The following is a 15531-nucleotide window of genomic DNA, read 5'->3' as shown; positions in this document are numbered from 1 at the left end:
TGGCCCGCGCCTTCGCGGGCTTGCACGACCAGAGAGAAAAGTATCCAAGGAGTTGTAGTGAAGGCAGTAGTGGTGCACGGACCCAAGGACCTGCGCGTCGATGAATTGCAGAAATCCCCGGTTGGCCCCGGGGAGGTGGCGGTGGATATCGCCTACGGCGGGATCTGCGGGTCCGACCTGCACTACTGGCAACACGGACGCAATGGTTCCTTCGAGGTGAAGGAGCCGCTGGTGCTGGGCCATGAGGTGGTGGGACGGGTGCGCGAGCTGGGGGAGGGCGTCACCGGTTGGAGCGTCGGGGATGCCGTGGCGATCCACCCGGCCAACCCCTGCCCGGAGCCCGGGGCCAAACCAGCGGGCATGCATCTGATCCAGGGCGGCACCTATCTGGGTAGCGCCAGCACCACGCCGCACACCCAGGGAGGGTTGGTCGAGGTGCTGCACGTCCAGTCGCAGCAGCTGCGCCGATTGCCCAAGGGGCTGGACCTGCGCACCGCCGCATTGGCCGAACCGCTGGCCATTGCTTTGCACGGGATCGATCGGGCTGTGGGCCGCATTGAGGGTGCGCGTTGTTTCGTCAGCGGTGCGGGGCCGATCGGCCTGCTGGCTGCGGCAGTGCTGAAGGTGCGCGGTGCAGCATCGGTAGCGATCTCGGACCTGCAGTCCCGCGCGCTGGATGTGGCCAGCTCCATGGGCGTTGACGAGACCTTCAATATCCGGGAGGGGGAAGGTCCGGAATCGCTCGGCTATGACGTGAGCGTGGAGGCGGCCGGAGCCGCAGCGAGCTTGCAGACGGTGCTGGATGCGACCCGTCGTGGCGGAACAGTTGTGCAGCTGGGGATCCTCCCCCGTGACGCAGTGTCGATCTCGCTCTCGGAACTCGGGCTGCGCGAGCTGACGGTGTTTGGCTCACAGCGTTTCGAGACCGAGCTGGACGAGGCAGTGGAATTGTTGGCCGAGCACCCGTTCCTGGCGCAGGTCATCAGCCACGACTATCTGATCAACGAGGCAGAGGAGGCCTTCGCCATGGCGCTGGACTCTGCCGCGTCCTCGAAGGTTTTGATCGAGGTGGGTGCGCTCGAGGCATGAAAGCGGCGGAGGCGCCTCGTTCGCACAGGTGCACCCGGCCGCCAATGATCCCTGTAACGACGGGGCTTTCTGAAACAGTGCGCCTAACGATGGAGATGCCATATCACCGACAACGATTCAGCGGATTCTGCAATAGGACAATTTCGAGATTCCATATGTGCGATTATCGGCGGTGGGAAGGGAACATTCCGTTCGCGTAGGCCCCGTTCCGCGCGAGATCGAACGTGAGTTTTCTACGAATTCTTCACGATGTCGATGCGGTGGTCCCCATATTGCCAGCCGTCCTTCGGATTCATGGCGAACCCCTCAACGTAGACAGCTCCGTCTCCGACCCGGCTGGCTTCGAAAGCGAATTGCACGGCTCGCGCCAGTGCTCGGGCATCAGTGACATTCTCGTCACTAAACTCAATGGCAATTTTTCTCTGCGGCATGGACCAAACCTATCCGAAGTGGAGATCAATGGCGTTTGTACTGAACTGTTGCGTAGCATCTCCTTCGACATACCTATGGCAACGTGTTGTGCTGGTGATCCCCCAATAGCAATGCCACCGAGGACCGCGGAGGTGCTTGACGCTTGGTCTACCCCGCCATGGAACCAGGAACCTTGAGAGGAACCGCCTTGCCGGACCTACCGAGCATGCGCACGTCCGATGGTCCGGAGTTCTCCCGAGACGAACGGTAGACTGACCGGAAAAGACCACATGGGACGGTTGATCCGTCCCAAAATCTTGGGGGAACACAAATTTGATATTCGCACCTTCACGCTGGGCAAAGACCGTACTTGTTGCTGTCTCCGCCATGGCCCTCGTCCTTGGCCTAAGCGCTCCCGCCGCTGCTGTTCCCATAGCGGTGGCGAAAGTTTCCGCTGAAGTGGGAACCAACGCGGACAGTCAGATGCAGTTCAACGGAAACCCGGATCCGGAGGGTTTTTTCTGCCCTGACCAGGAAGTGACAGCAGCCGAGCTCGGGGAGTACTGGCAGTGGACGCCGACGGCCGCGCCACAACTCGTCTACCAGTGGTACCGCGACGACACCCCGATCGACGGGGAAAGAAAAGAAGCGTATTGGATCAAGGGTGAGGATCTGGGGCACCGTTTATGGGTGGAGGTCATTGCGCAGCCGTTGTTCTCAAACACCGGGGCAGTGACGACCGCCGTTGCGGGTACCAAGAAAGAGGTCAAACCCTGCGCCGCCTACCCCGTCGCCCCCGGCCTTGCAAGCGTGGGGGGAAGCGCTGTCGTCGGAGGCACAGTGGGGTTGTACTACGACATTGCTCCGGACGTCCACGTCCGCTATTACTGGACCCGTGTGGCAGACGGGAAGCTCATCTCCACCGCACCCAGATTGCGTCTTGGCTTGGAACATTACGGCCAGAATCTCGTTCTGCGCACCGTTTTTAGCAAGGAAGGTGCGTGGACGGTCGAGAGAATCCACGACGCGTTCTTTGTCAGCCCCGGCGACCTGGTGGTCAAGTCCGAGCCCTCGATCATGGGATCCCTGCGCACTGGCGCGATGCTCACTGTAAAGGACGGCACATACAACGTTGGCGGGGTCCACCTGGACCATTTCCAGTGGCACCGGAATGGGCAACCGATCAAGGGCGCCACCGGCAGGTCATACACCTTGACCTCGGCTGATGCCGGCAAGCGGATGTACGTGACGATGGAGGCGTATGCGGAGGGCTACGGCGACGTCACGACTTGGGGTGGCGAGACAACGGAGGTTTCCGGCGGCACTTTGACGGCCAAGAGCAAGCCGACCATCACCGGGACCGCCAGCGCGGGGTCGACAGTCGCAGTGACGAAGGGGTCGTGGAACTTTGCCCCGACGTCGTACTCGTACCAGTGGTACCGCAACGGCAAGGCCATCAAGGGAGCCACGAAAACCACATACAAGCTGACCACCACGGACCTTGCCCGGAAGATCACGGCCAAGGTGACCGCCAAGCGGTATGGCTACAAAGCGGGGTCAGCCACCACCGCCGCGCGGACCGTGTCCAGTGCGGCGATCAAGCCAGTGGGAAAGCCGAAGATCAGCGGGACCATCCGCCGGGGCTCGACCGTCACGGCGACCAAGGGGTCGTGGAACATCACCCCCACGTCGTACTCCTACCAGTGGTACCGCAGCGGCAAGGCGATCAAGGGAGCGACGAAACCCAAGTATAAAATCTCCACCCCGGATGTCGGCCGGAAGATCACGGCGAAGGTGACCGCCAAGCGGCACGGTTTCAAGACCGGATCATCCACCACCGCCGCGCGGACTGCGGCCGGCACGGCCTTCAAATCAGTGGGCAAGCCGAAAATCAGCGGTACAAGGAAGGTCGGCCACACGCTCACCGCCAAGCCCGGAATCGCCTCGCCACAGGCCACGTCCTACTCATACCAGTGGTACCGCGACGGCAAGGCAATCAAGGGGGCCACCAAGAAGGCCTACAAGCTTCGGTCGGCCGACGAGGGGAGCGACATGACCGTGAAGGCAACCGCAAAACGTGCCCACTATTCGAGCACCCCACGCACCAGCCCAGCCGCTGTCGTGGCATGGCGACCTGCCCCCGATTCCGGCGGATCCGGTGGGCATTCCTCCGGCAAGGCCCCAAACCGCTGCTACTACCCTGGCGGACGGAGCTACTACTACTGCTAGCGTCGGCGAGGACGGACGTCGGCAGTAGCGTGCGACCGTTCTGGGCCAAAAAAGCTCCGTCGGTTGTGGCCCATGCTCTTGGGCCACAACCGACGGAAGGGGTTATCGTATGAAGCGCTTCATTTCCTCGGCGACGGCCGTGACGGCCGGGACGACGACGCTGTTGCCGAACTGGCGGTAGGCCTGGGTGTCGGAGACCGGGATTTCGTAGGTCTCGGGGAATCCCATGAGGCGTGCGCATTCCCGGGGGGTCAGTCGACGGGGGCGTTCGCCGATGCCGCGGGAGACCAGGATCTCCGAGCCGTCCTTGTGGTACCGGGCCGAGAGGGTGCGTGCCACGGATTCGGGCCCGACCAGCCCGTAGCCGAAGCCGTTTCCTGCCGCACGGTGCTTGGCGGCATAGTTCTTCAGGTAGACCCAGAGGTTCGGGGTCAGGATGTACTTCTCGCTGACCGTTGCCAGCTCACCTTCGGTGAAGGGTGCCTCGGCGATTTCCGATCCGTCTTCGGGGTGCAGGATTGAGACCATGGTCGGGTTGACGAGTTTTGGCGTGCCGTCGGCGTGGCGCTGCTTGGCGAGGTTGTCGAAGGAGAACCCATGCTTTCCTTCGAACACGGAGGGGTCCTTGAACCCGACGATGATGATGCGCTGGCGCCCTTGGGGAACGTAGGAGGCCCCGTTGACGATCTTGAACGCGATGCTGTATCCGAGCTCGTCCTCGAGGGTTTCCTTGATGACTTTGAAGGTGCGTCCCTTGTCGTGGGAGAGAAGGTTCTTCACGTTCTCGAGCATGAACGCCTGGGGCTGTTTTTCCTCGATGATGCGGGCGACGTCGAAGAACAGCGTGCCTTGGGTGGCGTCGGCGAATCCATGTTCGCGACCCAAGGAGTTCTTCTTGGAGACCCCGGCGATGGAGAACGGCTGGCAGGGGAATCCGGCCAGCAGCACGTCGTGGTCGGGGATGGTCTTGGCGTCGACCTTGGTGATGTCCCCGGCGAAGACGTGGCCGTTGTCTTCCGCGTGGAGTCCGTCCACGAAGCCTGGCAGATCGTGGCCGAAGTTCCGCGCGTAAGTCTGCTGCGCGAACTTGTTCCATTCGGAAGTGAAGACGCATTCGCCGCCGATGGATTCAAACGCCAAGCGGATCCCGCCGATGCCGGCGAACAGGTCCACGAAGCGGAAGGAGGGCTTGTCGGTCGGGGCCGGGACGGTGGCCTCGGACTGGTGCTTCTTGATGTCCTCGAGCGCGGCACGCAGGTAGGGCGGGCACTCGGACTCGCCGGCTTCCCAGCGGGCCACGGTCTTCGGCGAGACCTCCAGCAGGGAGGCGAGCTTTGCCTGGCTGTGGGTCTTGCGCAGGTCCTGCAGCAGGGTGCGGGGGGTGGTGGCCTGTTCGGCCGGTGCCAGCGTCACGAAACGCTCCGTTCATGGGGAAAAAGTATGGTCAAACTGTCTACAAATATTCCCCATGGTTGGCATGCGCGCAAATCGCCGCGCCGCACCCAAACTGGGTTGTGAATCACTAAGGTTTCTCCCTCCGCAATCTACTTCATGGTCGCGAACATCTGAAAGTATCAGTGGACTGGGGGACCATTTGTACATCAAAAGATATGGCAAGACTCCGACAGTTTGACAGGGCGGCGCACGTTATGTGGAATGTTCTTCCGTTGCACCAGTGCAATGTAGTGGTAGCGCTTCTGTAAGCAACGGATATCACCTCTGTGAAGTCCGTCTGGATGGTGCTGGATAGCATCTACGCCCCGGGTAGGTTCCCCTGCGCCGGCACCTCGCCAACCGCCATGCGATCTACCGCTGTCTGGATGGGCCAGCTAGGCGGCACCTCTTGCAGCTCATGGGGAAGGTGCAGCGGCCCCGCCGCCAGAGCAAGGGCGGTCCGGGCCTGTACACCGCCGTCCGGGCGGCTCTGAATCTGGGGCACACCAAATGCCGTCGAACGTTGCCTTGGTGGCCTGCAGTGCGCACGGGCAAGCAGTTTGGTCCGGCAGTGGCCTTGGGCGTCCGTTGTTGTGCCGCGCCCTCGCGGTTCGCGGGAGCAGGTGGCGCTCTCTGAGCCGCTGGGCGGCACGAGCTTTGGCGCCAACGTGGCGCGGGTCCGTGCGCCACGCCTCAGGCCGGCGGCCTGACTAGCGGTTGCTCGTGCCGGGCGCAGTCGCATGGCCCGCTCCCAGCCCTGGACCTTGCTCTTGGCCAATGCCCATTCAGGTGTTTTGCGTTGCCCACGTATAGGCTACGACTTTGTGACAGACGCGTTACCACAAGCCCCGTTTATCCACGCACATACCTGCACGGAGTGGAACGCCACATGCCATAGATTAATTTCCATTTAGGCCTCAGTAGGACGAACTTGCCAAACTAGGCTTGCATCTTTGATCTCGTGGCAATGCACTTTTGTCCGGCGTCATTCTTTCTTTTCTTCCTTGCGAGATGACTTCTGCTTGTCCCTAGAGGAGTGTGGACTGATTTAGGCCGGAGTTGTCTCGATTCGTTGTCATCTCGACAAAATCAGCCACATCCATAAGCCAATTTTTTTGGGCGGTATTATAGGGGCCGTGCAAGGCGCGCGGCACCACAAGCTGCACGCGATGGTCGCGCATCTCGTCGGTCTGTCCGGCGCTGATAGGGCTTTCCAATGTCAGCAGATGTTTGTCCTCAACCCGCTTGGCTTCGCTGAGAACTTGCCGCCAGCGGTCCTTACAAGTGGTCTTGACCCCGAGCACCGTTAGCTCCGGAGTCGGATAGTCTAGGTCACGGTATTCGTCGATGCCCGGAAACACAAAATCTGGGCGTGCCCTGTTTTCCGTGACGGGATTGAATGCGTACCGGACATCCAAGGCGTTGAAGAGCGCGATGAGCTGGTTCTCGAGCCCTTTGCCGGCACGGCTCTTTCGCCGGTTATGGAGGGACAAGGAAACCTCGATGAAACTGTCCACATCCACGCGCCCGTCCGTGTAGATGGCGTCTAACTTCTCTTGGGCCAGATGCCGCTCCAGAGTACGGAAGAGCATCTCTTCCTGTTCCACCCACGCCATTAGGACACCGTCGGGATCATCGGCAGGGAGGAGCCCAGGCAGGGTGGATCGGGTGAAGGCACCGAATTCGGCCGTGGTCGGAAACCGCGGCCCGAACTTGGCCAAGATTCGGTCCAGCCAAGCATCATTTCGGGGTTCCACAGCGATACCCAGCATGTCCAGCAGGTACATGGCCGGCAGCCCCAGTGCGTTCTGCACGCCCGACAGTTCTGGGCGAACGGAGAAACCCGGGTGTTCATGAACTGCGGTCCCGAAGAGCCAGTCCAATTGGGCAGCGATGCTCGATTCGGTCGGCACTACAATGAACAGGACCTCACCATTTTTCTGTCGGGCGATGAAGACCACGTCGCCGGGTTGCGCCATTTTCATGGCATTGATCGCGGCGGGGTAGTAGAGCCGGTACTCGGGGGCCCGAGGCTTGCCCTCCCGTGCGTTGTAGAACGTCAAGTGTCCGTCTTCGACCTCCGGTTCGTCCATTTCATCTGTCAGCCACAAAAACCGGGTGGTCAAACGTACCTTGCCGACGGGGACGCCGAACAAGTCGACCAAGGACCTGACTCCGTCGAGTTCGTGCTGGTTCGAACCACTGCCGACCGTCTCAACGGAGCTTAGGACTTTAGCTGCTACGCCGTCAAAATGATCCGCCAGATATCCCAGCTCCATGCCTACATCCTCAATTCGAACCATTCCCACAGCTTGCAATAAATGTACCTTTGACCACCCACGAAATTTTTAGGAAACGTCACTACGCGTTGCCCTTCCGTGGCAGTCGGTTCTGCCGCTCCGAAAAAACAACTGCCTTCTTTGGTCGACCCTAGACTGTTGCTAACAGTAGGTCATGGATCAATGCGACGTAAAAGCCGCCACAACAAACAGTGATAGATTACGCCGTATTATGCGCTAGCAACGTTGAGATCTTTCGTTTTTCGGGGGGGGGGGGGGTAGCCAATGTTCATCGCGACGACTCGAACGGGAGGGCAAACGAAAAGCTCCTGTCAGGGACGCCTCGTGCCAGCACAGCAAAGTCGCGGGTCTTTTACTGCGCCAGATTGCTGAGGATCTGAATGGTGGGCTCTAAGAATGCGCATGCCACGCGTTGCAGGGTCAAGTAATTCGCAGGGCGGAGCCGCAGATATGTCGTTTTGGGGACTTCTCGGTGGGCAACGGCACTCCTTTGCCCACCGCGACTCAGGCTTAGGGTTCGAAGTCGGAAAATCCATAGGAGTTGGCAGTAGCGACAAATTTCAAGAGTCTCGCCGCTTGGGGGTCAGAAGGGACCTTCCTACCTCCAGCCACCATCATCTTCAAGATACCGTGGTCGGCAGGAGCCCCCAGCTGCCTCTCGGTCGCGAACACTTCGAGCGCTTGCCAGCTCTCCTGCGCAATCTCATAGAGGCGGGTCAGAGCGCGCAGCTGGTCATTGAGCTTTTCAGTCTCGACTGCTGCCACCTTGCGCTCCTTGGCCCGGTAGGGGTCCACCATCCACGCCGACAGCTCTGGTGGAACCTCGAGGGGGAGGGCCTTGACCCGCACCCAGCAGGATTCCTTCTTTGCCCATTCGGTGACGTTCTGTACTTCCCGTGTGGGTGAGGTAAGGACCCCTTTCACCCCAACGGCTATTTGTAGGGCAAATTCCAGCACCACAGGATCAACTACTTGCCGGGTCCAGATGTCGGCAAAGTTCATCGTGCCCAACCGGTGGTTGGTCTGCACGATGTGAGCAAGCCGAGCCACGGTGTAGGTCACGATATTTGCAAGGTAGCCTGCTTCGTACCAATCGGCGGCCTGCACAGCTCTGCGAATCGCGTTGAAAAGAATGCTCCGGGCCACGATGTCCTTGAAGTATTCGACATTGATCGACTCCGGGCCGTCCTTTTTGTTCCAAGCGTCGGTAACTACGGACGCATAGGCACTGAAGTTCTTTTGTGCACCGGAACTGACCGTGGAGGGACGCTGCATCCACGACATTTCGTATTTTGCCAAGTCGGTCTTGGTGAGCACCTGGAGGCGAGGGAAGCTCTTCTCAAACCGCAGGGACTCGGATTTCGACAGTCGGTTCTTTTCGGTGAAGTACTGTCCCTTGGTTCGTTCGTAGAACCACTTAGTCTGGTACGTTTGCCCAGCGACTGCCGGGACAAGCGTCCTGCGGGCGAGTTCCTCAAGCCGCACATGAAACGGTGCGTTGGAGAAAAAGTCAGAGGTGCTGACAGCGTTCTGGCTATTTGCGTAGCGGGAGATATCGGGGACCAAGCGTGATGCGCTCTCGGCGTCAACGACGACAAGCTTCATGGGGACATTGACCAAATCCCAGTCCTTGAGTTTCGCCTTCTCCTTGGCCACGTAAAATAGGGACGCCGTGGTTTGTCCACCATTGACGATTTGCAGGTCCGTGATCGTTCGGATGCTCCGCCCATCGTGGGACAATTCGACGTTGGCCGCGGTCGCCGTGATGCCGTTATTGAATGCGAGGAAGCGGTCTGGCTCTCGATAAACCGTCTGTCGGATGCCTTTGTTGACCTTCCCTCTGTTCGACAAGTACGAGCGGACATTCGATTCCAAGAGACGGCTTCCATGGGCCTCGTAAAGGTCTGCAAGAAGTTGGCCGGGCAAGGCTGCAAGATAGATGGAGGAATCGGCGCTCCCCCGTACTTCTAGGGCCTCTACTCCCGTGGGTACCCATTTGGTGAGGTCTATGACGAGCTCTTCGCGCCCCATGGTCGATGCCGCGAGTGCCTCGAGTCGCCGAATGTCCCACACATGAAACTCCACTGGGACGCCGAGGAGCTCATCGGTATCCAGCGCCTTTGCCCGTCCGCCCAGGACACCGTTGGTGAAATAAAAGAGCTTGTACTTGGACGCATTGTTTCCTCGCAGTTCCAAGTCATAGGCCAGTTGGTAAGCCTGGCTGCTTTCCTCGCGACCTTGGCGGAACTGGCCCGACGTTGACTCCTTGAGGAAGTTGAACAGGGCGTTCAGAGCCCCCGTGATCTCCGCCTGCCGGACAGCTCGCGGCTCAGCAGTTTCAAAATAATCCGAGACAACCAGGGCGATGCTTTCGTCACTGTTCGACAGGTCATAACCGTCTACCCTGAGATTGCGATTTCGGCTCCCGGTGCCTTCGAAGTAGGCGACTTGCAGATCCTCCATGTCACCTGCCTCCGCCAGATGCTCGCCCACGACCGCGGTGAACGTCTCGACTTGGAAGTCTCCTTCCACCTCAGCCTTCGTGCCGACCTCTGACTGAAATTCCGAATAGAAATCCACACTCATGCCAGTTCCCCCACAGGCTGCAGCTGCGGCAGCTCACAGCGAAACTCATCAAGCTTCTGCAGATCAAGCGAATAGGTGACGCGCGAAATGGCATCGGGAAGTTGTTCCGAAACAATGCGGGGGAACGCGTCCGTGACGGAGTAGAAAACACTCTCGCCCGCCAAGAACCAGTAGCTGTCATACACGGGATCGCTGGGATCAAACCCCAGTTCCCCGAAAGCCAGGTCCAGAGCGTCATTTCCCACTGCAGAAAGCTTGGTCCGGGTTTCCGCGACCAGTTCCGGTAGCGTCCGATAGCCATGGTCTGCTCCAGCAGCCTCGGAAACGACCACCACGGCCAGGGTCAAGTTATCAGCCCCGAGCTGATCTTCGCTGCTGATCCTTATCGACTGGAAGCCGGCAGTTCGACTCTTGACCTCGAAGGCGGCTGTTTGGAAGTTGTAGTCTTGGCTCGCCTCAAAGGGACCTGTCCATGCCAATACGGCGGTATCCGCCGGAATCTGTGGGGAAAGAACCTCGAAACCAAAATGCAGTTCCCCGAAGAGACCGCGCATTTCGTTTCTGCTAAGTTGCTGTCGCCAGCCACGTCGAAGTAGCCGTGTCCAGTGTTCTATGGAGTCTTCCACGGCTTGAAGGCCCGACGGTTCAGTGGCCGTCGAACTGACTTCCCTATACATCAGTGAGCAGAAGAGCTGGAAGGGCTCGCTCAAGGATTTGTCCCTCAAGATGAAGGTCTGGGTCCATAGCCCGTCGGATCTCCGCCCCTCTCGCACGCCGATTGCGAGCGAGACCGATCGCTCCGGCGGCTGGATACTGCTCATATAGCCGAACGTCAGGTTCCCTGCTTCGTCTGCACCGTAGTACATCCGAATGCTCAAGCTGGCGTCGACTTCCCAGTTTCCCTGTCCGGACTTGGAGACACGCTCGCTCCACAATTGGGTGCTAAACATTGGTCTTCTCCTTCGAATCTTCGCCTTCGAGGGCCGCATATTGGGCCTTCCATGCCCGGGCAGCCACCGAGTTGTGAAGGTAGGTCGCCACCCCGTCCCGGCCAGCCTCGGTGTCAAGCTTCTTCGTCCTAGGCAGGGCGAGCTTCACTGCCACGACACTTGTCACGTCCTCGATCTTGTCTTCCCTCGTAGCTTTTTTTGGAGGTGATGGCAGCTTAATTGTTTGGACCGGCTGGAGGGCATAGATCATCAATGCAGGACGGTCCATGTACTGGTAGTAGAATTCTTCATTTGAAGGCAACTTGCCATCGGCAGATTTTATCTCGTCAAGCTTCTTTTCCGAGAGCACGTATCGAAGGTCTTGGCTACCTGCAAGGCGCGAGCTGTTTCCACTAACCGCAAAGTACCCGTCTCGGGGCTGCAAGGCTCGCTTGACCAACCGCGGCATTTCTAGGCCGGAGGGAAGCAACCATCTTTCGTTGCCTTTTTGGCCGGCGATGAAAACCACGTCCCAATGGGTGTAGGTGTCTGACGAACTTCCTCGAACCAGGGCTGCCAAAGCCTCGCTGTCAAAGAGACGCTCGGCAGCTGAGAACTTGTACTCGTCCAAGAAGCTGGCGATGTGCTTCTTGTCAACGCCCCGAATGACAGTTGTTGACTCAGAGATTGCGGCATCCGATAATTCATCCATCGCGGCCGCGAGCTGGGCAGTTGCCCGCTCATTTGCTTGCAGCGTTTCCACGTCCGTGGGCACCTTGGTTGTTTCCAACCTGTAGTTGGTGAGGTCGATCGTGCTGGGCGCACTGGTCGCGCTCCGGGACTTGTTTCGAGCGGTAATAAGGAGCGATTCCGGATGCTGCTGGACGGCAAGTCCGAAATCCAAGGGGGTGAGCCCTTGTTCGGACATCGTCTTGATTTGCCGTTTGAGCTGCCGGACTGCCTGTTCCACGAATCGATAGTCGCCTCTTTTTTCACTGGGTATCCAGAGCCTGACCAGGTCGAAGTAGCCATCTCGGTAGCCGAACCAGCGTGCCATCTGCATCAGGGTGTCCGCGGCCATGGGACTGCGGTAAAAATAGCTGGTAAGGAGATTATTGAGAGTCAACCCACGGCTGAGCAAATCGCCACCGATGGCAATCTGCCGGGAAGGAGCCCCAGCCTCAAACGCTTCGTCTTCTCCGAACCGATTTGGCTTGGAGTTATAGACCTTGACACGGATGGGCGATGCCGAATTAGGCAGGACGGCAAGGACCTCTTCCCAAGTCGAGCCGCATGCGGAAAATTCCTCCTCAAAGACGCTTTTCAGTTTTGCCAGTGATTGTCCATGCTGTCCGCTGACCTCGATGCCACCGAAGGCCTCCAAGGCATCTTGAATTCTGGCTAGATACTCCTGAACCAAATCCGCTAGACGATTCTGAACTTCAGTAAATTTCGAGACGTTGATAATCATCGAGCGGGCGTCTTTGGCCCGACCCCGCAGGTCGAATACCGCGTTTGCCAAGACATAAGTGTCGATCGCGTCTTCGAGTGATTCAGGGAGCTGCTCAATTTCCCGGTCCTTCGCATGCTTCAGCGGGATTGTGGACTCACAATCGCTGTTGTCATGCAGCCTGTCGACGACAGGCTCGTCATGAGTGCCAAACGTTCGCTTGAGTCCTACATAATTTTTTGGGGCCTTCAGTGCATGTATGTAGTCTTCGGGGAACAAGTCTTTGGTCTCCAAGGTTTCGGCTTCCGGCCCCACGGAGGTCTTGCCTTTCTTTGGCTTTTTTCCAACGTCCCCATAACCCTCATGGTTGATGAAAATGTTGGCAAAAGGAGTGGCTGTAACCGCCAGGTACGAGGAACGCCCGTAACGGGAGAGAATGCGCCGAATGGCTGAATTGATCTTGGTGGGATCACTGCCGTCCACCGAAGTGTCGACGGAGGCATAGTCCGATTCATCGTCAATGATCAGTGCTGCGGCATCGACAATGCCGGCTCCGTCTGCTTGGTTCTTTGACCACTGGTCGACGGCATCCAAGACAAAGCTGTTCTTCTTGACGACAAATATGTAGGGATGTTCCGAATCCTTGGTCACCAAGGCAAGATTGTGGCCTTCGTTCTTGAGCTGCAAGTAGTCATAGAACGGGGTTGTCATGCCATTGGCATGCAGTGTCTTGTCGAGAAGGCCGATCCCCATTCGGTTGGACGTCGAAGCACTAGAGTTGACCTTTTTGAGCAATTTCGAGCCATCGCGACCGATGAAGTCAGAGTCCACTCGTTCTTGGGTTTGTTTCCGCAGGTACTCGGTGTTGCCGGCTAGAACGATGATGACTTTGTAGCCCGCGTCGGCCGCTTTGTTTGCTACTGCCAAAAAGGTTTGGGTCTTGCCGGATTGGACGTCTCCAATGGTTAATCCCTTCCGGATCCAGGTGCTTTCCTCGCGGGGGTTGCCGGCCAGATCGAGAATCCGGTTGGTGGCGTCGTCAAGATCATTCACGATTTGGGGAGATCTTCCTTGGTGCCTCAGGAGCCTCTTATAGGCGCTCCAGCGGCGCCACTTCACGTTCCCCTCGCTGAGTGCCTTTTCCAGCCATTCCTCGTGCTCTGCCTCCACGGTGCCGCCATCATCCGGCTCGGAGGTGCCGAGATCGATGATGCCCCATTCTTCGCAGAGGGTCCTGACGACCACCTCAAATTGTGCTGCTGTTGCTGTCGGAGCAAAAGGCTTGAGGGTCTGCACGGATTGACGGATATCATCCTCCGTCAAGTCGGAGTGGTCGCCTTCGACATCCACGATGTTGTGCCGAGCGGTCACCATCCGCCGGATCACGTCGAGTTCATTTGCGACATTCGTCAGATCAAGCAATGGCATCGTAGGCACTCCTCAGTAGTTCTTCTGCCCTGTCAGCGCCCGAAAACGGCTCCGACAAGATGTATGTTTCGACAAATTGATCTCGCTGCAGCCCCAGTCGATGAGCGGCGCTGGCGAGACTCCTCGCGGTGACGAGCATGTCCTCTTCATTCGCCCGAGGTCCAGCAAACTTCTGGTCTTGGCCAAGCCGGCTATACACATCGTCAACCGGGAAACCGCGTTCAGCCGTTGCCAAGAGTTCTTCCAGTAATGATTTGGCATGCGGAAGATCCTGCAGCGCTTTTTTGAGGGACGCCACCATGGGATGGTGCCTATTGAGCTCGTAGTGGAATTCTCCGCGCTCATCAATGTGGTTCCACAGGCGGACTACTTCCGTCGGGCCAAGATTTCGTCCCTTGTAGGTAAAGACCCTCCGGCTGGGAGCAACGATGCGATCGGCGATACGCTTGAGCTGCTCCCGGACGGGCGGCGGGGGCATGGCTTGGGCCTTCTTGATATCGAGGGCCCATAAATGATCCAAGCTGTTGGGGATATCGACACGGACCCGCGCCAGTTTTCCCAGTTCTTGCTTGGGAACGATCCTGAACCAAGTCCCCCAGATGACCAAGCGCTTCTCGCGGTAGACGTAGAACCCTTGGCTGTCGCGAAAGGAGCCACCAATCTGCGCTGTAGCAATCTCTTTTTCAGTGAGCTTATTTCGGTGGGGGAGGGTGAAAGCTCGCACCGTCACTGTTTCACCGTCTATGGAGAGAGGCTGGACCGGGCTTGGCATGGTGGCTGTATTGGCTTCAAGCATGGGGTCAGCCCCGATGACCTCGCGGCCATTGACCGAGATGCCCAACGGTCGCCCGGTATCGCCCGAGATGAAACGGTGGAACACCAGTCCGATGTGTTCCTTGGCGCGCGCCAATTCCTCGGCGAGATCCAATTCAGAACGGCCTGTGTCAGGTAGAAGTCTGTCCAGTTTGCGCCAGAGGACCAGCGTGCCTGATTCTTGCGCGTTCAGGAGCCCAATACAAGGAAGGTTTTCGATTTCCGCGGGGGAGAGCTCGAGCAACGACCAAGATTGCGTCTCGGCCAAGACATCAAGGTCCCATTCATATGCCACCACCGATTCGCCCTGTTTTTTTGAGGCTACGGTCAGGGAGCGACATTGGGACAGCGATGCCGTCTTGAGACCGAGCCCAAACCGTCCTAGGTCGTTCCCCCCACGAGCAGTGGTAGGGGACGTCCCGGCCAGCCTCATTGCGTGGGTCGCCGTTTTTGCGCTCATGCCCAGCCCATCATCGAGGATGGCCACGAATGATTCCTCGCCTGGCGGTGCCACAATCTGGATCTGGCTGGCGTCTGCGGAGATGGAATTGTCGATAATATCGGCAAGTGCGGTAGGAAACGTATAACCCACAGCTCGAATGGATTCCATGAGCTGCGGATCGGGAGCCAATTCGATGGCAGTGCTCATGCCATCTCCGCCATGCGAACAGGAAATTCAAGCACGCGCTCGAAGCCGCCATATCGGCAACCAGATGCCTGCATTGGGTGCCGCACAGGCCCGTGACGTGTCACCATTCGTTGAAATATCCCCCCAGAGACAGAAGTTGAACTTGAAGGGACAACTTCCTGCTTTTATCCATACGATACCCGCGGGTTGAGACAATTTGAGTACTCAGGCCAC

9 protein-coding genes are annotated in these 15531 nt (G+C 58.6%); 2 read left to right on the top strand and 7 right to left on the bottom strand.

Annotated features, from left to right (window positions below; all coding sequences use genetic code 11):
• Positions 1-57 precede the first annotated feature (57 nt).
• A complete protein-coding gene (locus AC6CHY_RS02340; protein ID WP_498225291.1) occupies positions 58-1089 on the top strand; it encodes an L-idonate 5-dehydrogenase in 1032 nt (343 codons plus the stop codon).
• A 233-nt stretch (positions 1090-1322) separates the two neighbouring features.
• Here the strand turns inward: AC6CHY_RS02340 and AC6CHY_RS02335 are convergent, their stop codons facing one another.
• Positions 1323-1520, bottom strand: a complete 198-nt coding sequence (locus tag AC6CHY_RS02335) for a hypothetical protein (RefSeq protein WP_498225290.1) — start codon at positions 1518-1520, stop codon at positions 1323-1325.
• Positions 1521-1887: 367 nt separating this feature from the next.
• On the opposite strand from AC6CHY_RS02335, the gene AC6CHY_RS02330 reads away from it, so the two are divergent.
• Positions 1888-3729: a hypothetical protein gene (locus tag AC6CHY_RS02330; protein WP_498225289.1), complete on the top strand. Its 1842-nt coding sequence runs from the start codon at positions 1888-1890 to the stop codon at positions 3727-3729.
• A gap of 102 nt (positions 3730-3831) precedes the next feature.
• Here AC6CHY_RS02330 and dcm read toward each other — a convergent pair whose 3' ends face one another.
• The 6 genes from dcm to AC6CHY_RS02300 all read right to left on the bottom strand — a co-directional run bounded on the left by dcm (position 3832) and on the right by AC6CHY_RS02300 (position 15318).
• Positions 3832-5142 carry a DNA (cytosine-5-)-methyltransferase gene (gene dcm / locus AC6CHY_RS02325; RefSeq protein ID WP_498225288.1) on the bottom strand — a complete coding sequence of 437 codons (1311 nt, stop codon included), beginning with the start codon at positions 5140-5142 and terminating at the stop codon, positions 3832-3834.
• A gap of 1049 nt (positions 5143-6191) precedes the next feature.
• Positions 6192-7442: a type II restriction endonuclease gene (locus tag AC6CHY_RS02320; RefSeq protein ID WP_498225287.1), complete on the bottom strand. Its 1251-nt coding sequence runs from the start codon at positions 7440-7442 to the stop codon at positions 6192-6194.
• A gap of 531 nt (positions 7443-7973) precedes the next feature.
• Positions 7974-10049, bottom strand: a complete 2076-nt coding sequence (locus AC6CHY_RS02315) for an AIPR family protein (protein ID WP_498225286.1) — start codon at positions 10047-10049, stop codon at positions 7974-7976.
• Positions 10046-10999, bottom strand: a complete 954-nt coding sequence (locus AC6CHY_RS02310; RefSeq protein WP_498225285.1) for a PD-(D/E)XK motif protein — start codon at positions 10997-10999, stop codon at positions 10046-10048. Before AC6CHY_RS02310 ends, AC6CHY_RS02315 begins: the two co-directional genes overlap by 4 nt.
• On the bottom strand, positions 10992-13856 hold the full coding sequence (locus AC6CHY_RS02305; protein WP_498225284.1) for a Z1 domain-containing protein: 2865 nt from the start codon (positions 13854-13856) through the stop codon (positions 10992-10994). The genes AC6CHY_RS02310 and AC6CHY_RS02305 overlap by 8 nt, the downstream gene beginning before the upstream one ends.
• Positions 13843-15318, bottom strand: a complete 1476-nt coding sequence (locus tag AC6CHY_RS02300) for an ATP-binding protein (protein ID WP_498225283.1) — start codon at positions 15316-15318, stop codon at positions 13843-13845. Before AC6CHY_RS02300 ends, AC6CHY_RS02305 begins: the two co-directional genes overlap by 14 nt.
• Positions 15319-15531 lie beyond the last annotated feature (213 nt).

This window comes from Paeniglutamicibacter sp. GQ140, from assembly GCF_059759235.1.
Note: the sequence above shows the minus strand (reverse complement) of the source record. Positions and strands in the feature narration are given on the sequence as shown.

What these genes read in the sequence shown, in the direction of transcription:
- AC6CHY_RS02335 (WP_498225290.1), bottom strand. Translation starts at nt 1,520, where the DNA reads ATGCCGCAGAGAAAAATTGCCATTGAGTTTAGTGACGAGAATGTCACT.
- AC6CHY_RS02330 (WP_498225289.1), top strand. Translation starts at nt 1,888, where the DNA reads ATGGCCCTCGTCCTTGGCCTAAGCGCTCCCGCCGCTGCTGTTCCCATA.
- AC6CHY_RS02320 (WP_498225287.1), bottom strand. Translation starts at nt 7,442, where the DNA reads ATGGAGCTGGGATATCTGGCGGATCATTTTGACGGCGTAGCAGCTAAA.
- AC6CHY_RS02315 (WP_498225286.1), bottom strand. Translation starts at nt 10,049, where the DNA reads ATGAGTGTGGATTTCTATTCGGAATTTCAGTCAGAGGTCGGCACGAAG.
- AC6CHY_RS02310 (WP_498225285.1), bottom strand. Translation starts at nt 10,999, where the DNA reads ATGTTTAGCACCCAATTGTGGAGCGAGCGTGTCTCCAAGTCCGGACAG.
- AC6CHY_RS02305 (WP_498225284.1), bottom strand. Translation starts at nt 13,856, where the DNA reads ATGCCATTGCTTGATCTGACGAATGTCGCAAATGAACTCGACGTGATC.
- AC6CHY_RS02300 (WP_498225283.1), bottom strand. Translation starts at nt 15,318, where the DNA reads ATGAGCACTGCCATCGAATTGGCTCCCGATCCGCAGCTCATGGAATCC.